The organism is Thalassotalea crassostreae (assembly GCF_001831495.1).
Classification (GTDB): Bacteria; Pseudomonadota; Gammaproteobacteria; order Enterobacterales; family Alteromonadaceae; genus Thalassotalea_A; species Thalassotalea_A crassostreae.
The window spans coordinates 681,497-697,023 of the sequence record NZ_CP017689.1; the positions used below are offsets into that span (position 1 = coordinate 681,497).

At 38.1% G+C, this 15,527-nt stretch carries 18 protein-coding genes; 7 read left to right on the plus strand and 11 right to left on the minus strand.

Annotated features, from left to right (window positions below; genetic code table 11):
* Window positions 1-48 precede the first annotated feature (48 nt).
* From LT090_RS03010 to LT090_RS03020, 3 genes are all read left to right on the plus strand, one after another.
* On the plus strand, window positions 49-1,224 hold the full coding sequence (locus LT090_RS03010) for a mandelate racemase/muconate lactonizing enzyme family protein (RefSeq protein WP_068544785.1): 1,176 nt from the start codon (window positions 49-51) through the stop codon (window positions 1,222-1,224).
* A 60-nt stretch (window positions 1,225-1,284) separates the two neighbouring features.
* Window positions 1,285-1,896 (plus strand): DUF502 domain-containing protein, encoded by a 612-nt coding sequence (locus LT090_RS03015; RefSeq protein ID WP_068544783.1) that lies wholly within the window; start codon window positions 1,285-1,287, stop codon window positions 1,894-1,896.
* A gap of 108 nt (window positions 1,897-2,004) precedes the next feature.
* Window positions 2,005-2,505 (plus strand): lipocalin family protein, encoded by a 501-nt coding sequence (locus LT090_RS03020; RefSeq protein ID WP_415918825.1) that lies wholly within the window; start codon window positions 2,005-2,007, stop codon window positions 2,503-2,505.
* A gap of 22 nt (window positions 2,506-2,527) precedes the next feature.
* Here the strand turns inward: LT090_RS03020 and LT090_RS03025 are convergent, their stop codons facing one another.
* The 6 genes from LT090_RS03025 to LT090_RS03050 form a co-directional block, all read right to left on the minus strand.
* The gene (locus tag LT090_RS03025) at window positions 2,528-3,118 is read right to left on the minus strand and encodes a LysE family translocator (RefSeq protein WP_068544779.1); all 591 of its coding nucleotides are present in this window, start codon (window positions 3,116-3,118) and stop codon (window positions 2,528-2,530) included.
* A 27-nt stretch (window positions 3,119-3,145) separates the two neighbouring features.
* A complete protein-coding gene (locus LT090_RS03030) occupies window positions 3,146-4,009 on the minus strand; it encodes an amidohydrolase family protein (RefSeq protein ID WP_068545036.1) in 864 nt (287 codons plus the stop codon).
* Between the two features lie 4 nt (window positions 4,010-4,013).
* Entirely contained in the window at window positions 4,014-4,742 is a 729-nt protein-coding gene (locus LT090_RS03035) for an SDR family NAD(P)-dependent oxidoreductase (RefSeq protein WP_068544778.1), read from the minus strand.
* 7 nt (window positions 4,743-4,749) lie between these two features.
* Window positions 4,750-5,514: an NRDE family protein gene (locus LT090_RS03040; protein ID WP_068544776.1), complete on the minus strand. Its 765-nt coding sequence runs from the start codon at window positions 5,512-5,514 to the stop codon at window positions 4,750-4,752.
* 21 nt (window positions 5,515-5,535) lie between these two features.
* Window positions 5,536-6,759 carry a threonine/serine exporter family protein gene (locus tag LT090_RS03045; RefSeq protein ID WP_068544775.1) on the minus strand — a complete coding sequence of 408 codons (1,224 nt, stop codon included), beginning with the start codon at window positions 6,757-6,759 and terminating at the stop codon, window positions 5,536-5,538.
* A 138-nt stretch (window positions 6,760-6,897) separates the two neighbouring features.
* Complete coding sequence (locus LT090_RS03050; RefSeq protein WP_068544772.1) at window positions 6,898-8,775, minus strand: DUF885 domain-containing protein; 1,878 nt, start codon at window positions 8,773-8,775, stop codon at window positions 6,898-6,900.
* A 166-nt stretch (window positions 8,776-8,941) separates the two neighbouring features.
* On the opposite strand from LT090_RS03050, the gene LT090_RS03055 reads away from it, so the two are divergent.
* Window positions 8,942-9,364 (plus strand): DUF3010 family protein, encoded by a 423-nt coding sequence (locus LT090_RS03055; protein WP_068544769.1) that lies wholly within the window; start codon window positions 8,942-8,944, stop codon window positions 9,362-9,364.
* A 121-nt stretch (window positions 9,365-9,485) separates the two neighbouring features.
* On the opposite strand, the gene LT090_RS03060 is transcribed toward LT090_RS03055, so the two are convergent.
* The 3 genes from LT090_RS03060 to arfB all read right to left on the minus strand — a co-directional run bounded on the left by LT090_RS03060 (window position 9,486) and on the right by arfB (window position 12,459).
* Window positions 9,486-10,826 (minus strand): hypothetical protein, encoded by a 1,341-nt coding sequence (locus LT090_RS03060; RefSeq protein WP_068544768.1) that lies wholly within the window; start codon window positions 10,824-10,826, stop codon window positions 9,486-9,488.
* Window positions 10,827-11,082: 256 nt separating this feature from the next.
* The gene (locus LT090_RS03065) at window positions 11,083-11,943 is read right to left on the minus strand and encodes a DUF2797 domain-containing protein (RefSeq protein WP_193408725.1); all 861 of its coding nucleotides are present in this window, start codon (window positions 11,941-11,943) and stop codon (window positions 11,083-11,085) included.
* A 102-nt stretch (window positions 11,944-12,045) separates the two neighbouring features.
* Window positions 12,046-12,459: an alternative ribosome rescue aminoacyl-tRNA hydrolase ArfB gene (arfB, locus tag LT090_RS03070; RefSeq protein ID WP_068544764.1), complete on the minus strand. Its 414-nt coding sequence runs from the start codon at window positions 12,457-12,459 to the stop codon at window positions 12,046-12,048.
* A 133-nt stretch (window positions 12,460-12,592) separates the two neighbouring features.
* Between arfB and LT090_RS03075 the strand changes: the two genes are divergently transcribed.
* Together LT090_RS03075 and LT090_RS03080 are read left to right on the plus strand one after the other, a co-directional pair.
* Window positions 12,593-12,859 carry a GIY-YIG nuclease family protein gene (locus LT090_RS03075; RefSeq protein ID WP_068544761.1) on the plus strand — a complete coding sequence of 89 codons (267 nt, stop codon included), beginning with the start codon at window positions 12,593-12,595 and terminating at the stop codon, window positions 12,857-12,859.
* Window positions 12,860-12,970: 111 nt separating this feature from the next.
* Window positions 12,971-13,690: a DUF3581 family protein gene (locus LT090_RS03080; RefSeq protein WP_068544759.1), complete on the plus strand. Its 720-nt coding sequence runs from the start codon at window positions 12,971-12,973 to the stop codon at window positions 13,688-13,690.
* A 95-nt stretch (window positions 13,691-13,785) separates the two neighbouring features.
* Here LT090_RS03080 and LT090_RS03085 read toward each other — a convergent pair whose 3' ends face one another.
* Entirely contained in the window at window positions 13,786-14,016 is a 231-nt protein-coding gene (locus LT090_RS03085) for a PGPGW domain-containing protein (RefSeq protein ID WP_068545035.1), read from the minus strand.
* A 148-nt stretch (window positions 14,017-14,164) separates the two neighbouring features.
* Window positions 14,165-14,419 carry a hypothetical protein gene (locus LT090_RS03090; RefSeq protein ID WP_068544757.1) on the minus strand — a complete coding sequence of 85 codons (255 nt, stop codon included), beginning with the start codon at window positions 14,417-14,419 and terminating at the stop codon, window positions 14,165-14,167.
* Between the two features lie 189 nt (window positions 14,420-14,608).
* Between LT090_RS03090 and LT090_RS03095 the strand changes: the two genes are divergently transcribed.
* Entirely contained in the window at window positions 14,609-15,493 is an 885-nt protein-coding gene (locus LT090_RS03095) for a DNA ligase (RefSeq protein WP_068544755.1), read from the plus strand.
* The last annotated feature ends 34 nt before the right edge of the window (window positions 15,494-15,527 follow it).

Genomic DNA, 15,527 nt, shown 5'->3' on the forward strand with positions numbered 1-15,527 from the left:
CAAATTAAAGCAAAGTTAAAATTAAATAGAATTAACGAGATAGATAAAATGAAAGTTACTCATGTAGAAATCTTTGATATCCATTGTCCTGAGCGTCCGCCATGGAATCCTGTATTTATTAGAATTCACACAGATGAAGGCATTACCGGTGTTGGCGAAGCTGGACTTGCTTATGATTGGGGACATAGCGCCGCCGCTGCAATGATAAAAGAAATTACCGAAGCAGTACTAATCGGATTTGACCCAATTAATACCGAATTATTATGGCACCGAATGCTCAGAGAAAGTTTTTGGGGACTCGGTGGCGGCCCAGTGTTGTATGCCGCAATGAGCGCAATCGATACCGCTCTATGGGACATCAAAGGTAAGGCCTTTGGCGTACCTGTATATAAATTACTTGGTGGTAAGGTGAATAGTAAATTAAGAACCTATGCTAGCCAATTACAATTTGACTGGGACAAAGAATGCAAAAAACTCATCCAGCCTGAAGAGTATGCAGAAGCTGCGTTAAAAGCTGTTGCTGAAGGTTATGATGCAGTAAAGGTCGACCCAATCGTCTATAACCTTGATGGTAGCTCATCTTTCGATCGAACTAAGCTATTTACCAAACCGCAAATGCGCTTGTTTGGCGATAGGTTGCGAGCTATTCGTAATGCCGTTGGTGACGATGTCGATATTATCTTTGAGTCTCATTCGTTAATGGGGGCAGCATCGGCCATTCAAATGGGCAAAGTAATCGAAGAAGTAGAATGTATGATGTATGAAGAGCCTGTAAATTATCTTAATTCTGCTGTTCATAAAAAAGTGTCGGATAATGTCAATGTACCTATCGCTGGTGGTGAGCGATTATACCATCGCTGGGATGTGCGACCATATTTTGAAGACCAAAGTATTGATGTTTTACAACCAGATGTTGGCTTATGCGGTGGCTTTACCGAAGCCAAGAAGGTTTGTGATTACGCTGATGTCTATGATATTAGAATTCAAGCCCATGTGTGCGGTGGACCAGTGGCAACGGCCGCTTCATTGCACTTAGAAACAGCGATTCCAAACTTTTTAATTCATGAGCATCATACCTACGCGATTAAATCATGGAATAGAGAGTTATGCGTGCAAGATCCGCAACCAGTTAACGGATTTTTTGAAGTTTCTGAAGAGCCAGGAATAGGCATAGAGTTGAATGATGAAGTGGTGAAGCGTTCTCCTCATGTTGTTGTAAAATAAAACATTTGAGTAAAAGCAGCTATGCTAAGACATAGAAACTAAAAAACAAAGGTAACTGTTATGCTTAAATTTTTTAAAACCACCGTCTTAGGTGGCTTAATATTTATGATCCCAATTATTATTATGATCATGATATTTAGCAAGGCCTATGAAGTCATGGAAAAGATGGCCAAGCCATTGGGGAATTTAATACCGTTAGAGCAAGTTGGCGGTATTGCGATAGCAAATATTGTGACAATAGCAGCAATTATTTTGTTTTGTTTTTTTGCAGGGTTAGCTGCAAATAGCCGTTTTGGGCAAAAGATATTTACTGCTATCGATGATAAATTACTCATTATCATTCCGGGCTATGCCTATATCAAAAGTATCACTGAAGGAGTGGCAGGTGTTACTGATGATGCTAAAGGATTAAAACCAGTATTAGTGAGGCTAGATGATCAGATGCAAATTGCATTTGAAGTTGAGCGACAATCAGATGATGTCGTGGTTGTCTACTTTCCTGGTGCACCTGACCCTCGCTCAGGTGCTATCGCCTTCGTCACAGCCGATAGAATTAGCAAGGTGGATAAAGACTTTATTAGCGTGATTAATAGCTTAAAACGTTTTGGTCAAGGCAGCGGAAAGTACGTTAGCCAACAACAAATCGATAAAGCACTTTCGCAAATGGAATAAAATAAATCACCAAAAACTAAAGTCTAGATAAAGTTCAGAGCCAAATTAATTTGACCACTTAGCCTGAACTTTTGACGCCGATAGTTGGAGAGCTCTTTGAAAAAAATAATGCTATTTATTATGGTTTCGCTGATAACAGGTTGTTTAGGTATGCCAGATAAAGTAGAGCCTATTGAAGACTTTGAATTAAATCAATACTTGGGTAAGTGGTATGAAGTAGCGCGCTTAGATCATTCATTTGAACGTGGGTTAAGTAAAGTGTCGGCAGAATATAGCATCAAACAAGATGGCGGTGTGAAGGTACTTAATAAGGGCTTTTCTGAAGCGGATAATGAATGGCAAGAAGCTGAAGGCAAAGCCTATTTTGTCAATGAAGATTCTCAAGGATATTTAAAAGTTTCATTTTTTGGCCCTTTCTATGGCTCCTATGTAATTTTTGAATTAGAAAAGGAAAATTATCAGTACGCATTTGTTTCAGGCCCAAATACGGATTACTTATGGTTATTGTCGAGGACGCCAACAGTAGAGCCTGAAATTCTTGAAAAATTCATTAAACTATCGAAGCAACGCGGTTTTAATACTGATGAATTAATTTACGTCAGTCATTAAGGGGGAGGATAAACTTAATGAGTTATAACGCTGGCACTAGTGATAGTAATAATAATATTGCCATTGATACATTGAATGCTTTAAGACGAACTTGATTGCTTAGCCATTGCTTTAATTTATGACCTATCAACATCCAACAATTAATACAGGGTAGATTTACCATAGCGAAGGCAATGGTTACATATAAGACTGCTTCGATATTTTGTGATGGTGCATAAACACTGATGGCGGTCACGGCCATAGTCCACGCCTTCGGGTTTACCCATTGAAACAATACTGCTTGTATAAAGCTTAGAGGTTTTCCAACCTTAATTTTGTCACTAATGGCCGAGTTTGAAAGGGCTATTTTTAGCGCCAAATAAATTAAGTAGGCAATACTTACAACGTTTAGAATTTTATAGCTAAGTGGGTAAGCATCAAATAATTTCATGATACCTAAGCCTACTAATAACACCATGAAAGTGAAGCCTAAATTGACGCCGAGCATATGCGGTATTGTACTTTTGTAAGTATAGTTTGCGACTGAATTCATCAACATAATATTGTTTGGCCCAGGTGTTATCGAGGTAGCAAAGCAATACATTAATAGGGCCGTCATTAGTTCAAAAGTCATGTGTTACTACTCTGTATTAACTGCAACTTATAACCCTTGAATTTGGTAGCAATTTTTGGCATTGGTAAAACAAAGTTTAGATAGCAATTTAGACCTAGTTCGAAATAATTCTAGTTCTGCGTATCCTTGCCATAATTGCTGATATGTTATTGTTAATGTAGATACTGGAAAATTACTCGCAAGCATAACTCTATCTTCGCCAAAAGCGTCTAACATTTGCTTGAGTAGGGTTTCAATATCTTGCCAATTCCAGTTTCTGTCATTCATTTCCCAACCAGAACATTTGATACAACATTGTTTAGATTGCGCAAGTGCATGCAGGCCAACAAGCCAATCTTCAATGTTACTGATATTGCCAAATCCAGCATGAGTGATCACTATTTTTAGCGTTGGATTTTTTTTCAAGATTGATACCAACTCGTCTACTGCCGCTTTATCGTCAATCGGCAGTTGTGCTTCAAATATCAATTCTTGCTCGGCAAGGTAAGTTAAATTTAATTGTATATTTTCTTGGCTAAGGATCTTTAACGCTTGCTGTTCGAGTATATAGCGAATGCCAATCACCGAAGAGTACTGTTTTAGAGCATTAATTTGATTTTTAAAATAAGTTGTCGATGCTGTGATATCGGCGAAAGCGATGCTTTTGAAATTCGTTTCAACATTTTGTTCTAGAAACTCTATCTCAGCCGTTGGTGATTGATTATCAAAACCTGCCTCAATATGCACAAACCCATGTAATTCGTTGTTTGAATTTAACATAAGATCTCGCTCATCAAAGCTTCGGTTTATTTGTTTTTTATCCGGCCAATGGGGAGGGTTTTCTGGCTTCAGCCATTGGTATTGACCGTGCTCAAGGGCAAATAAATGCAAATGAGGATCGATTATTTTCATTAATTTATCCTGCAGTGTAACCGCCATCAATCATTTGCAAACTACCCGTGATAAAGCTTGCTTCGTCGCTGGCTAAAAATAACGCAAAGGCAGCTACTTCGTCTGGCTGACCTAATCGATTAATTGGTTGCAACGCAGCCTCTTCACGGTTAACTTCTGCTTTATCTCGGCCTGAGTCTCGGCAATATTTATCGATCGCGTTATGGTAGAGCGGGGTCTCTATCGTGCCAGGGCAGATCGCATTTGCTCGGATATTATCTTTGGCAAAATCTAATGCAGTGGTTTTGGCCATCGATGCTAATGCATGTTTTGATATATTGTAGGCAAATGAATTTGTTTTAGCGATAACGGATTGATCAGAGGCGATATAGATTATACTGCCAGCTTTTTGATTTTGCATCGCTGGTATGACAGCTTTAGTCGCCGCAAACGCGCCTTTAACATTAACCGCAAATACGTTATCAAATAATGTTTCACTAGTATCGACTATATTTGCACTGCAATGGATTCCTGCATTGCAAATGAGAACGTCTATCTGGCCAGTTTGTTGAATAATCGCTTTAATGGCATCTGCAACTTGACTGGTTTGTGTCATATTACACTCAATAAAGTGACCATGAGCACTAGGTTGTAAATCGAGGTTGAAAACCTCATAACCCTCTGTTAAAAAACTTTGCACAATAGCAAGGCCAATACCCGATGAGCCACCTGTTACCAAACAAACTTTTTTCATTTTTTAATTATCCTTTCTGCGTCAATTCAAAGCTTTTTTCGTTAAAAATCGCGCCGTCATTAGTATAACTTTGTTCATAAAAATCAATGTCACCATTGTTATGTTTTAGCATAACGGATGTTGAGCGTGTGCCATAGTCTTTTGATTGAATAAAAATACTGGAGAGCTTGCGCTCCCACTCAATGCCGATACCTGTGTTAGGCAAAAGCTCGTCAGGCGCAGCGGTGCGGTCTTGCATTATTGAGAATAACCGCGCTATATCTATTGTCTTATTTTGACTTATCAGCTTTTCTAACGCTTGTTCACCTTTTGCCATCTTCGGCCAAACATCATCCAATGAGCCATTACATATGGCATGAAAACCAGGGCTAAGTTTGGTAGACGTCCTATCTATGCTGTTGTAACAAAACAACGAGTTTTGTTTTTGAAAGATCAAATTAAAGGGATTGTAATTATCACCATGCAAGGTTAACCAATCATGATCTAGGTTCGAATTCTTAGCAAGAGCAAAGGGCACTAATTCGCCTCGAGACTTGGCGTCGGGATTTTGATTTAAGCCACTTCTGATATTCGTTAGCGCTGAGAATTCGCCGTCTTGATTGAGACCAAGCCAGGTTCCACCTGCCTGTAAATCGAGACCTGCCAGTATTGAGTTTGGCTGTGGCCAAAAATGAGCACTTTTCGTTAGCCTCGGATGAAACTCATCGCGATTGGCGACTACAATCAGAGGAAATTCTGGGTGACGGTCAATCGCGATAAATAATATGCACATAAAATCTTTTCGAGCAGGATTTTATAGTGAACTACGGGGTTGAACTGCAACATTGGCAAATATAAGCCCAGCAACCAAAGACATAAAGATCAGAAAGGTTTGTGAGCCAATCTGATCAGCACTGATAATTTGCGATCCTGTCACCATCGAGTTCAGTCCAATGTATACTTTCGACCCAGGAACTAAAACAACTAACCCTTGCAGTAAAACCACAGTAGCGGGTGCTTTTAAAAAGCGAGCGAATAAATTTGAATATATACCAATAGCAAATGCACCTACAAATGCACCTAAAGCAAAACCTACATATGACGCTGCCCAGACACTCGCACCATAGCCAATAAAGCCACATAACATGCCCCAAAACGCATGTCTTGGTCTTGCTTTAAAAACAATAACCAATGATAAAGAAAGAATTAAAACGGCTAACCATGTTGTCCAAAATGGCACCGGTATTGCATCAACCTTGTCGACTGTACCCCACATCAAACTACCAAATGCTAAACCTAACACGGCACCAAAATACAATTTAAACATGGTCATGGTTGCATCCATGATTTTCGCCGTGCCCGACATTAAGTTTCGTTCTGCAAGTTCGCTTAAACCTGTTGTTAAAGATAAACCAGGTATAAAAATAATTATCGAAGACAGAATCACCATAGGGGCATTTATCGTTGGATCCAATAAAGTTAAAGCGCTAGCACAAATAGCAGCCAGTATTGAACACATAGGCTCTAAACTATTGGCTACACTTTTAGAGCGCTCCGCCCACAGAACAAGAATATATATCATCGATGCTAGTACCGTAGCCCATAACGCCTCAGCCCACGATGTTTGCATCAATAAAGCAAAGGCTCCACCAGAAGCACCGAAACCTATTAATGTAACAAAACGCGAATACTGTGGTGGTTTATTTGGAATTTCCTGAAGGCGTTCAATTGCTTCGCTTAAAGTACGCTGTCCTTCTGCGAGCTCATCGACTAATTCGTTGGTGCGTGATAACGCACCTAAATCGATATCCCCCGGACGAACTCTGACAATAAAATTATGCTCTTGTTGATCTACATTATTGTAAAGTACAAATGTAAGAGAGGTTGGAGTAATGACAAAAGACGCTGGCACATCGAGAAACTTTGACACATTTTTTAAATGATTTTCAAGGCGATAAGCTGTCGCTCCAAATTTATGGAGAAGCTTTCCAAGAGTGATAATAAAGTGACGCTTTTGCGTAAACGAATCTGGTTTCACCAATAAATCTCTATAAAACAATCAATGCGTTAATTTTACCCCTAAATTTATGAAACCGTTAACATTTAATGAAAAAAAGTAAAAATAAAAGGAGCAGGGTATAAGCCATGCTCCTTTTTAATCTCGAATAATTATTGACTATTCATTGAGCATTAATTTTCGAATAATTGGTACAGGTGCACTACCATAACTTAAAAACTGATTGTGGAAGTCGGTAAGATTGAATTTATCACCAAGCTTTATTTTCATGTCTTCGCGTAATTGATAAATTTCAGAATAGCCAGTGAAATAACTCGTCAACTGAACTTGTGACAAGGTAGCTCGACGCCACTTTCCTCGCGCTTCTGCTTCTTCTTGAAACGCTTGGTTCATCATTAGGTCAAGAGCTTCCTCTTCGCCAATGCCTTTCACTTGAATAGAATAATCAATAATAGAGTTCATGATCACGCGCAAATTCCATTTATAATACATCAACCAAAGCTCTGGCTCGAAATCACCATAACCTTCTTCAAGCATCATACGTTCAGTATAAACAGCCCATCCTTCAATCATTGCGCCATTACCAAAGATTGATTTAACCAAAGATTTTGACTTGTTTGAATGAACCAATTGAGTGTAATGGCCAGGTACAGCTTCATGGATATTAAGAATCTGTAATAGCCAGTGATTGTATTCACGTAAGTAACTTTCAGCTTGCTCAGCATTAAAGTTATCTAACGGGGTGACGTTGTAGTAGGTGTTTGCTTCTGCATCATATGGACCTGGAGCATTGATTGATGCACCTGCAAATCCGCGCTGGTATACCGGGGTTTCGCGAACAACTAACGGCTTGTCTGGATCCATTTCTAACAAATTATTATCGATAACGAATTTTTCCAGTTCAGGAATTTGTGCTTTGATACTTTCGACAAATTTTTCGCGTTCAACATGTTTTACTGAAATGTGATCTATTAGCTGTTTAATCGCCACTAAATCATCCTTTGGCTTCGCTGTTTCAGGGAAATATTTCGGCCATAACTTATCAGCAATTTTGATCATTTCGCTGTGAACACGATCTTTATCGTCTAATGCCTTTTGGAACAACTCTTTCGCGCTTAAACTAGAAAAGATATCGAGTTTAAACTTGGTCTCATACATTTCTTCGCCGATACGAAAATCTCTTGCTGTGCCTTTCTCTTTGATTTCAGCAAGTTTGTCTTCAAGCCACTTAATATAACCGTTGATTGCGCTCGTAGTTTTTGCCAATCGAAAATTAAACTCAACTTTCTCTTGCTCTGTTAAGGTAGACTCTTGCATCGCTGTATGCATTGTTTCATTGAATAACCCAACTGCGCCTTTATTTTGCAGGATTGCTAATTCGGTGTGAGCTAGAGTAGGTGTTCCAATGTTTGCTATTGCCGCTTCATAATATGCAGGAACATTCTCCATTCGTCTGAAAATACTTCGTAGGCGTTCATCCATTGGTTTGTAGTCGGTGTTTAATATCACACCAAAAACACCGGCAATATTGTATGTCGCAGGGTTCCATTGATATGATTTATACTCTTCTGTGGTAAAAATTTGCGACTGCATGGTATTTTCTAAAATATAGTAATCGCTAGCGTTTGACGGTGTTAATTTTTCGACATCAAAGTTATTTAATTCCGCTAATTTACCTTTGACAAAAACTAATTCTTTGGCAACATTTTCTTCTGTAGGGATTGGTAGTTGATCGTCATATTTATAGTATCCCATGTAAACCGCATATCCAGGATTCTTCTGCCAAAATTCTTCAATTAACTGAGCTGCAAATTGTTCAAATTTTTGGTTTTCTACGGGATCTATTTTGCTTTTTACTACGGGCTCTTTTTCGTCTTGCTTTTTCTCTATAGATTCAGGTTGTTGGACATCTGGACTTTCAACTTCCACTTGTTTTTGTTCTTGTTCTGGCGATGTAGTTGGCTGCTCATTTTTTTTGGCATCCTGACAACCTATAAGAATAGAGGCAATGGCGAGGGCTAATAAATGCTTTTTCATAGAAAACCTTAATATTTGTGGGTTTTAATCGTATTTGACTATAGCTTGCCAAGAAGTATAGATGCTGGCAAATAAATTTCATTAAAACAAAATGTTATTTTAGATTATAATGAATCCTTACAGAGGATCGTAGCCTCAATTGTATCGAATTGTATTTGGAGTAAAAATGAGAGTTTGTGGTGTAGAAATCAAGTCAGACGAAGCTGTACTTTGTATAATGGCATTGGAAAATAATTTATATGATCTTCCGCAAGCACGTGTACCGAAAATTGCTTTGCAAAAGGGCACCGACGCTGAACATATTCGCAAATTTCAGTTTACCTTTAAAAAGTTTTTAGAAGACTACAATATTGATACCGTAGTGATAAAAGAGCGAGCAACCAAAGGTAAGTTTGCAGGCGGCTCACAAGGGTTCAAGATTGAAGCAGCCATCCAATTAATCGAAGATTTAAACGTTGAGATGATCCGTCCTAACCTAATAAAAGAACGATTAAAGAAAGCGCCGGTAAGTATTGATTTTAGAGATACAGGCTTAAAGCAATTTCAACAAAACGCCTTTGAAACAGCGTTTTCATTCTTCAATCCTTAACGACAAAATAGAACACAAAACATCAATAAATAAAAAGGGCGCTAATTGAATTAGCGCCCTTTTTTATTGCAAAACTTATTGTCACAACTAGTTGTCAAAATTTACTGTTTGTTCTGTCGAACTATTTAACTAACTCGATGTTGTAGACATGAATACGATCTTCTTTTTTATCTAATTGCTGAGTAACCGACAGGTTTCCTAACTCAGCGTAGTAGTTGATGTACTCTTGATAATTGTCAAAAGAATAGTGGCGTAAAAGAGTCACTTTAGTTTCGTCAATTTTAGTATCCGACTCAATTATATTAGCCAACATAGGGAGTTCAGTATTCATTGGCAGTTGACCTTCTATTGGGCCAAAGGCAGTCCACATTACTGGCATATCTATATCGGTATCAGGATTTTTAGCATCATAAACGTAGCGAATAATCGCCATTTTATGATTATTGACTTTAGAATAATCATAGCTTCCTGAGGCGTCGATTTCTGCCCAAGTCACATAGTCAATATTTTCGTCATCTTTGCTAGGGTAAGCATCAAACGCTGTATTGTAATTAGCGCTATAGCGAAAATCTTGGCTATTTAAGGTAACTGAGCCAAATGGTGATGATTCATCTTTAAACGCCCGTATTGCTGAAGTACTGTAGACCGTATCGCCATCGTATTTATGACTATCAAATACTATTGTCTGATCAGAGTCTATAGCGATGGTTTTTGAAAAATGGCGTATACCATTGAATATCTGCGAGCTTTCAATTTCAAAATTTTGGTCTTCAATTCTAACTGACGTGCCGCTACCATCCACATAGACTTCCCAGGTCATAGAGTCAGTACTCTCAAAACTTTGGTGAAATCCTAAATAGCCTTCTTCAGAATTACTTACCGCAAAGGAATGGTCTTGCCAATCTTCACCTTTGACTCGGCACGACTCCACAGCGCTAAATGTCGTTGATAGTCCATTTTCGTTTGACTCGTAAGATTCAAAATCGGTAGAACTTACGGCATTATCAATATTTTCGAGTTTAACGTGGTTTAAAACTAAGTCCTGAGTAACACATTCACAAGTTGAATTGTCTACCTTGTCTGAGTGAGTTGCATAGTAAGTTACTGGAGTACTCGTATTCGCTTGAAAATAAGATACGGCTTCATAGGATTCAATGCCATTGTCACCTTTGTACGATGAGACAAGGGTATAATTGACCTGCTTTAGCTCTGTGGTAACGCTGATAAGTCCTTCACTATTTGCAGTATGAGTACTTAAAACGTTCCAATCTTGGTCTTGCAAAACTAATTCGACATCATTATAAGGTGCTGTTTGGCCACATGAATTTTCAATCATTGATGAAATATTTAATGTGTAAGACGTAGGCTGAGTGTCGTCATTACCGCCGCCACCTCCACCGCCGCCACAAGCAGAGAGTAATAAAATTGACGCGAGAGATGGAATTAGGGGACTTCTAAACATAACTATTCCGTTATCGATATTGTTTTTATTTGCGAGAAACCGCATAGCTTTGTTAGTTAATATAACCTGTTCACCAAGGGGGTGAAACTATAATTGCTGTTTTTTGTTAAAAAATTACCCTAATCGGCGCTAACGTATGTTTTGAGTTTGGTAAACGAGCAGTTAAAAATGGTGTAGTTGATTTAACAAAAAAAGGAACTGTAGTTTATATTAGTTCCCTTTTACCATTCATCTAATTACTCACTATTCAAGTTGACTAAAAACTTGCTGTGATTTCATAAGAACTAAATTTACGCATGTTAATCACACCAGTATCAAAATAAAGGTACTGGCCTTTAATGCCAATCAATGTGCCTGAAACCACTTTATGGCCAGTGTCACCATTGAGCTTTTCTTGTTCCAATTCTTTTTTATTTTTATCAAAAGACAACGAGCTTATTTTCGTTGGATATTCCAATACAGGAAAATCAATTTCAACGACTTCTTCATCTAATCGCTCAACCGCATCTTCACCAAATTTAAGCTTTATCTCTGCTAGACGCTCTTCTATTTGAGGAATCAATTCTGCCGCTTTTGCTTTTAAATCAATTGGTTCAGCTTTGCCCTTGAGCATATTTCGCCAATTGGTTTTATCTGAAATAAATTCTGCTAACGCGGTTTCAACTAAGCCACTTTGTAAGCGAGTGCTTACTTTGAATATTTTCAACGCTTGGTTAGCACCTTGGTCAATCCAGCGGGTTGGGATTTGCGTATGGCGTGTTATACCCACTTTCACGGCTGTCGTATTGGCTAAATAGACGTAATGTGGCACAAAGCAATTTGCCTCGCCCCACTCAGGTTCACGACAGGTGCCTTGATCAAAATGACAAGTTTCAGGTTTCATTATGCACATATCACAACTTGCAAGCCGCATCATACAAGGGTAGCAATGGCCTTGTGAGTAACTCTTTTTAGTCTTTGCGCCACAATGTGAGCAATTAATATTGCCGGTAAAAGTTAACGTTAGCGGCTTTCCTATTAAATCATTAAGCGGTAAAGAGTGCTCTGAAAGAGGCAGTTGATATTGTACTTGGCCGTCGATGAGTTGCGCGGTCATTTTGCGAATGTGGCCGGTAATTTGATTTGTCATAATGGTCTTTTCTAGTTAATGCTTTTGTTGGTTAATGTAGTTAGTAATCGCAGTTGCTTATCGCTTTTGTTTGAGTACTACATATTGATTTTATATTTTTACTCTACCGCGAGTTGACTTTAATTGCCCACGTTTATTTTTACTGTCCATGCGTTTTCGCTGTGAGGACTTTGTTGGCTTTGTTGGACGTCTTGTTTTAACAATCTTAGTGACAGGCGTCAGCATTTCTATTAAACGCTCTATTGCCGCAGTGCGATTTTTCTCTTGTGTTCTAAACGATTGCGATTTAATAATGATCACACCATCTTTACTGATGCGTGAGTCCTTCAAATCTAAAATTTTTTGTTTATAATCGTCATTAATCGAGGACGCTTTCACATCGAAGCGCAAATGAATAGCGGTTGCAACTTTATTGACGTTTTGTCCGCCCGCACCTTGCGAGCGAATAGCGTGGAGTTCAATTTCCTGCTCGTCTATCGCTAATTGATTTGATATAACTATCATCTGAGTTCCATTTGTGTTTCTTTAGAACTAAATCCATATTAAAAATAAGGAAAGTTATTGCTTCAACGTGATTGTTGCTTGGCAATAAATTAAATTCTTGCATAGATACTACCTACATAGAGAAGAATAATAAATGACTAAATGTTGGTTTGTTTATGTTGTCCGCTGTAAAGATGATTCATTATATACTGGGATTACTACTGATATAGAGCGCCGTATGGATGAGCATAATGGCGGTGGACCGAAATCAGCAAAGTACACCCGAAATCGACTGCCAGTGGTATTAACCTATAGTGAATCTTGCGATTCACGCTCTATGGCAAGTAAACGTGAATGCGAAATCAAAAAACTTACCCGTAAGCAAAAGCTTGCTTTGATCAAATCAACTGCCACTAAGTAAAAAAATAGTATGGCTAATCTGGTCTGATTAGTTACTATTGTTTCGATTTTAATAAAATAGACTGGTAAACTACGCGGGTTAAATTTCGACATTACTAGGAAGTAAAAAATAATGTTTATTGATCAATTTTATAGTGAAAAAAATCAAAAGGTTAGCTTTACACGTCAACAGGCAAGTGATTTTGCAAAAAACGTTGCTGATGACTTTAATCCTATCCATGATATTGATGCCAAGCGCTTTTGTGTTCCAGGTGACTTGTTATTTGCTATAGCAGTATCTAAAACTGGTTTATGCCAAAAAATGACATTTAATTTTTCTGGTATGGTAACGGATAGCGTAGCACTTAACATTCCTGAAACTGCAGGTTTAGAAAACAGCATTGTTGATGACAATGATAAAGAATATTTAAATTTTAATGTTTCAGGTGATCACACTCGCTGTGCAACTTTACTTGAATCTTTAATTCAATCTTATGTTGAATTTTCTGGTCATACATTCCCACATATTCTTGACCCGTTAATGAAAAAGAACAACGTAATGATTAATCCTGCTCGCCCTATGGTGATGTATGAGAAGATGGAAATTTCGTTGGATAGATTAGATATAAAGGAAGTTTCATTGCAGTTGAATGAGCAAGAAACTGCATTAAATGTCGATGGTAAGCGCGGTAAAGCAAAGCTTGTATTCGACTTTATCAGCGAAGGTGAAGTTGTTGGTCACGGTATTAAGTACATGGTATTGAGTGGTTTACGCGAATATTGCGATGACACTATGGCAGCGTTACAAGAAAACTTTTTCAGTTTAAAAGACGCTTATTTAGCTAATAAATAAAAGTTAATAATTAGCTTTAACAACGCCAGTAAGAACTATAAAGCCAGTTTTCAAACTGGCTTTTTTGTTTTTAATTGTGTCTCGTCCTGGAATGGTTAGTAGCGTCTAACTTTTCTTACCATGTTGTCCATTTGTACTGCTGTTTTTCGAGAATAGCGTTGATATTTTTTAAGCCATTGTTTTGCGATTGGGTACTCAAAACTGAGTAGCACAAGCCCTAAAGGAATAAATAAAATTGCAGGACCTGGCAAAATAATAAATAACACTCCAATAAATAATAACACCGCGCCAAGTAGTGCAATTGCTTTGTTTTTAACATTTTCCATTTGAGCTCCCATAGTTTCTTTGCTCTTTTTATGAATGATATTCGTAACATAGTTAAGCAATTCGGGTGCCAACTAATAATCATAATATATACAAAGGGTTATGGTTCTTCTCTAACCTAAGAATATGAAATTTGTGTGTTTTAACCAACTATTTAGTCGATTTAACCTTGAGTAGTGCCTTTATTTCTTTCGCCGTTAACTTTCTTTTGGTGCAACGCCACCAGAGATCTCTAGCTTTGCGCTCTTTTTGTTTTAGACGCTGCTCTTGCTTAGCGCTGTAACCTAGCCGCAGTTTGTTTTGCTGTTGTTTAAATTGATTGTAGAGTATTTTGCAATCTGCAAGTTGATAACTCGAAGCTGAGATATTGAGTATGAATAAAAACGTGAGTAGGCTTGTGGTCATAAAATCATCCTTGATCTTAGTATTGGTTATTAAATTTGTTTATTTAGCGTTTGCTAATACTGATCTTAGCGCATTTTGAAATTTTAGCTAAACTTAGTATGTCGAAATAGCATGTCGAAATAATATCTACTGTTAACGACGAAATTAACTTTAGTTGAAGTTAATAACTTATTTATCAAGGACGATAATATGAACATAAATACCCCGCTATATTTAGCATTTATACTCGCCATATCTTTTCTACCTGCGGCTTATGCAATGGGAATAGAAAATCCTTATTCCAGGCCAAATGATATGGTAAAACTGCAGCATGCCAACGCCTATTCGCAGCAGCAAATTAAAGACATCGATGTGTCACTTTATTTAGTAAGTGAAAAGCTCGATGGCATCCGTGGTTATTGGACAGGCTCAGAAATGCGCACTCGAACGGGTAGGCTTATTCATACGCCAGTATGGTTTACCCGTGACTTTCCTAAGATTCCTTTAGATGGTGAATTGTGGATAGGGAGAGGTAAATTTGAGCAAACATTGAGTGTTGTTCGATCGCAAAAGGCTGACGAACGATGGCGAGAGATAACCTATCAACTCTTTGATTTACCGTTTCAGCCAAGTGTCTTTAGCGACCGTGTTAGCAAAATGAAGAAACTCGTAGAGCAGAGTCAATCTCGCTATCTACAAGTGATTGAACAAAAGCAAATGGTCAACCATACCGAACTCATAGAATATCTAGATCAGGTACTTACATTGGGCGGAGAGGGCGTAATGTTACATAAAAAATCAGCGCTCTATACCCAGGGCCGTAACCACAGTTTGTTAAAGCTAAAGCCTTTTCAGGATGCAGAAGCTAAAGTCATTGAGCATTTTCCTGGTAAAGGTAAATATCAAAACGTTATGGGTTCTATATTGGTAGAAAGTAGTGATGGTAAACGTTTTAAAATTGGATCTGGTTTTACCGATTCACAGCGCCAATCACCGCCAGCCATAGGTTCATTTATCACCTATCGATTTTATGGCAAAACCGCGAATGGGATACCGCGGTTTGCCACGTTTATGAGAGTATGGCAACCGCAATAGTATGAGATTCAGATGCGTGTGTTTAAGTGCGAGT

Coding starts and splice junctions, on each gene's coding strand:
- LT090_RS03010 (WP_068544785.1), top strand. CDS start 49: ATGAAAGTTACTCATGTAGAAATCTTTGATATCCATTGTCCTGAGCGT.
- LT090_RS03015 (WP_068544783.1), top strand. CDS start 1,285: ATGCTTAAATTTTTTAAAACCACCGTCTTAGGTGGCTTAATATTTATG.
- LT090_RS03020 (WP_415918825.1), top strand. CDS start 2,005: ATGCTATTTATTATGGTTTCGCTGATAACAGGTTGTTTAGGTATGCCA.
- LT090_RS03025 (WP_068544779.1), bottom strand. CDS start 3,118: ATGACTTTTGAACTAATGACGGCCCTATTAATGTATTGCTTTGCTACC.
- LT090_RS03030 (WP_068545036.1), bottom strand. CDS start 4,009: ATGAAAATAATCGATCCTCATTTGCATTTATTTGCCCTTGAGCACGGT.
- LT090_RS03035 (WP_068544778.1), bottom strand. CDS start 4,742: ATGAAAAAAGTTTGTTTGGTAACAGGTGGCTCATCGGGTATTGGCCTT.
- LT090_RS03040 (WP_068544776.1), bottom strand. CDS start 5,514: ATGTGCATATTATTTATCGCGATTGACCGTCACCCAGAATTTCCTCTG.
- LT090_RS03050 (WP_068544772.1), bottom strand. CDS start 8,775: ATGAAAAAGCATTTATTAGCCCTCGCCATTGCCTCTATTCTTATAGGT.
- LT090_RS03055 (WP_068544769.1), top strand. CDS start 8,942: ATGAGAGTTTGTGGTGTAGAAATCAAGTCAGACGAAGCTGTACTTTGT.
- LT090_RS03060 (WP_068544768.1), bottom strand. CDS start 10,826: ATGTTTAGAAGTCCCCTAATTCCATCTCTCGCGTCAATTTTATTACTC.
- arfB (WP_068544764.1), bottom strand. CDS start 12,459: ATGATAGTTATATCAAATCAATTAGCGATAGACGAGCAGGAAATTGAA.
- LT090_RS03075 (WP_068544761.1), top strand. CDS start 12,593: ATGACTAAATGTTGGTTTGTTTATGTTGTCCGCTGTAAAGATGATTCA.
- LT090_RS03080 (WP_068544759.1), top strand. CDS start 12,971: ATGTTTATTGATCAATTTTATAGTGAAAAAAATCAAAAGGTTAGCTTT.
- LT090_RS03085 (WP_068545035.1), bottom strand. CDS start 14,016: ATGGAAAATGTTAAAAACAAAGCAATTGCACTACTTGGCGCGGTGTTA.
- LT090_RS03090 (WP_068544757.1), bottom strand. CDS start 14,419: ATGACCACAAGCCTACTCACGTTTTTATTCATACTCAATATCTCAGCT.
- LT090_RS03095 (WP_068544755.1), top strand. CDS start 14,609: ATGAACATAAATACCCCGCTATATTTAGCATTTATACTCGCCATATCT.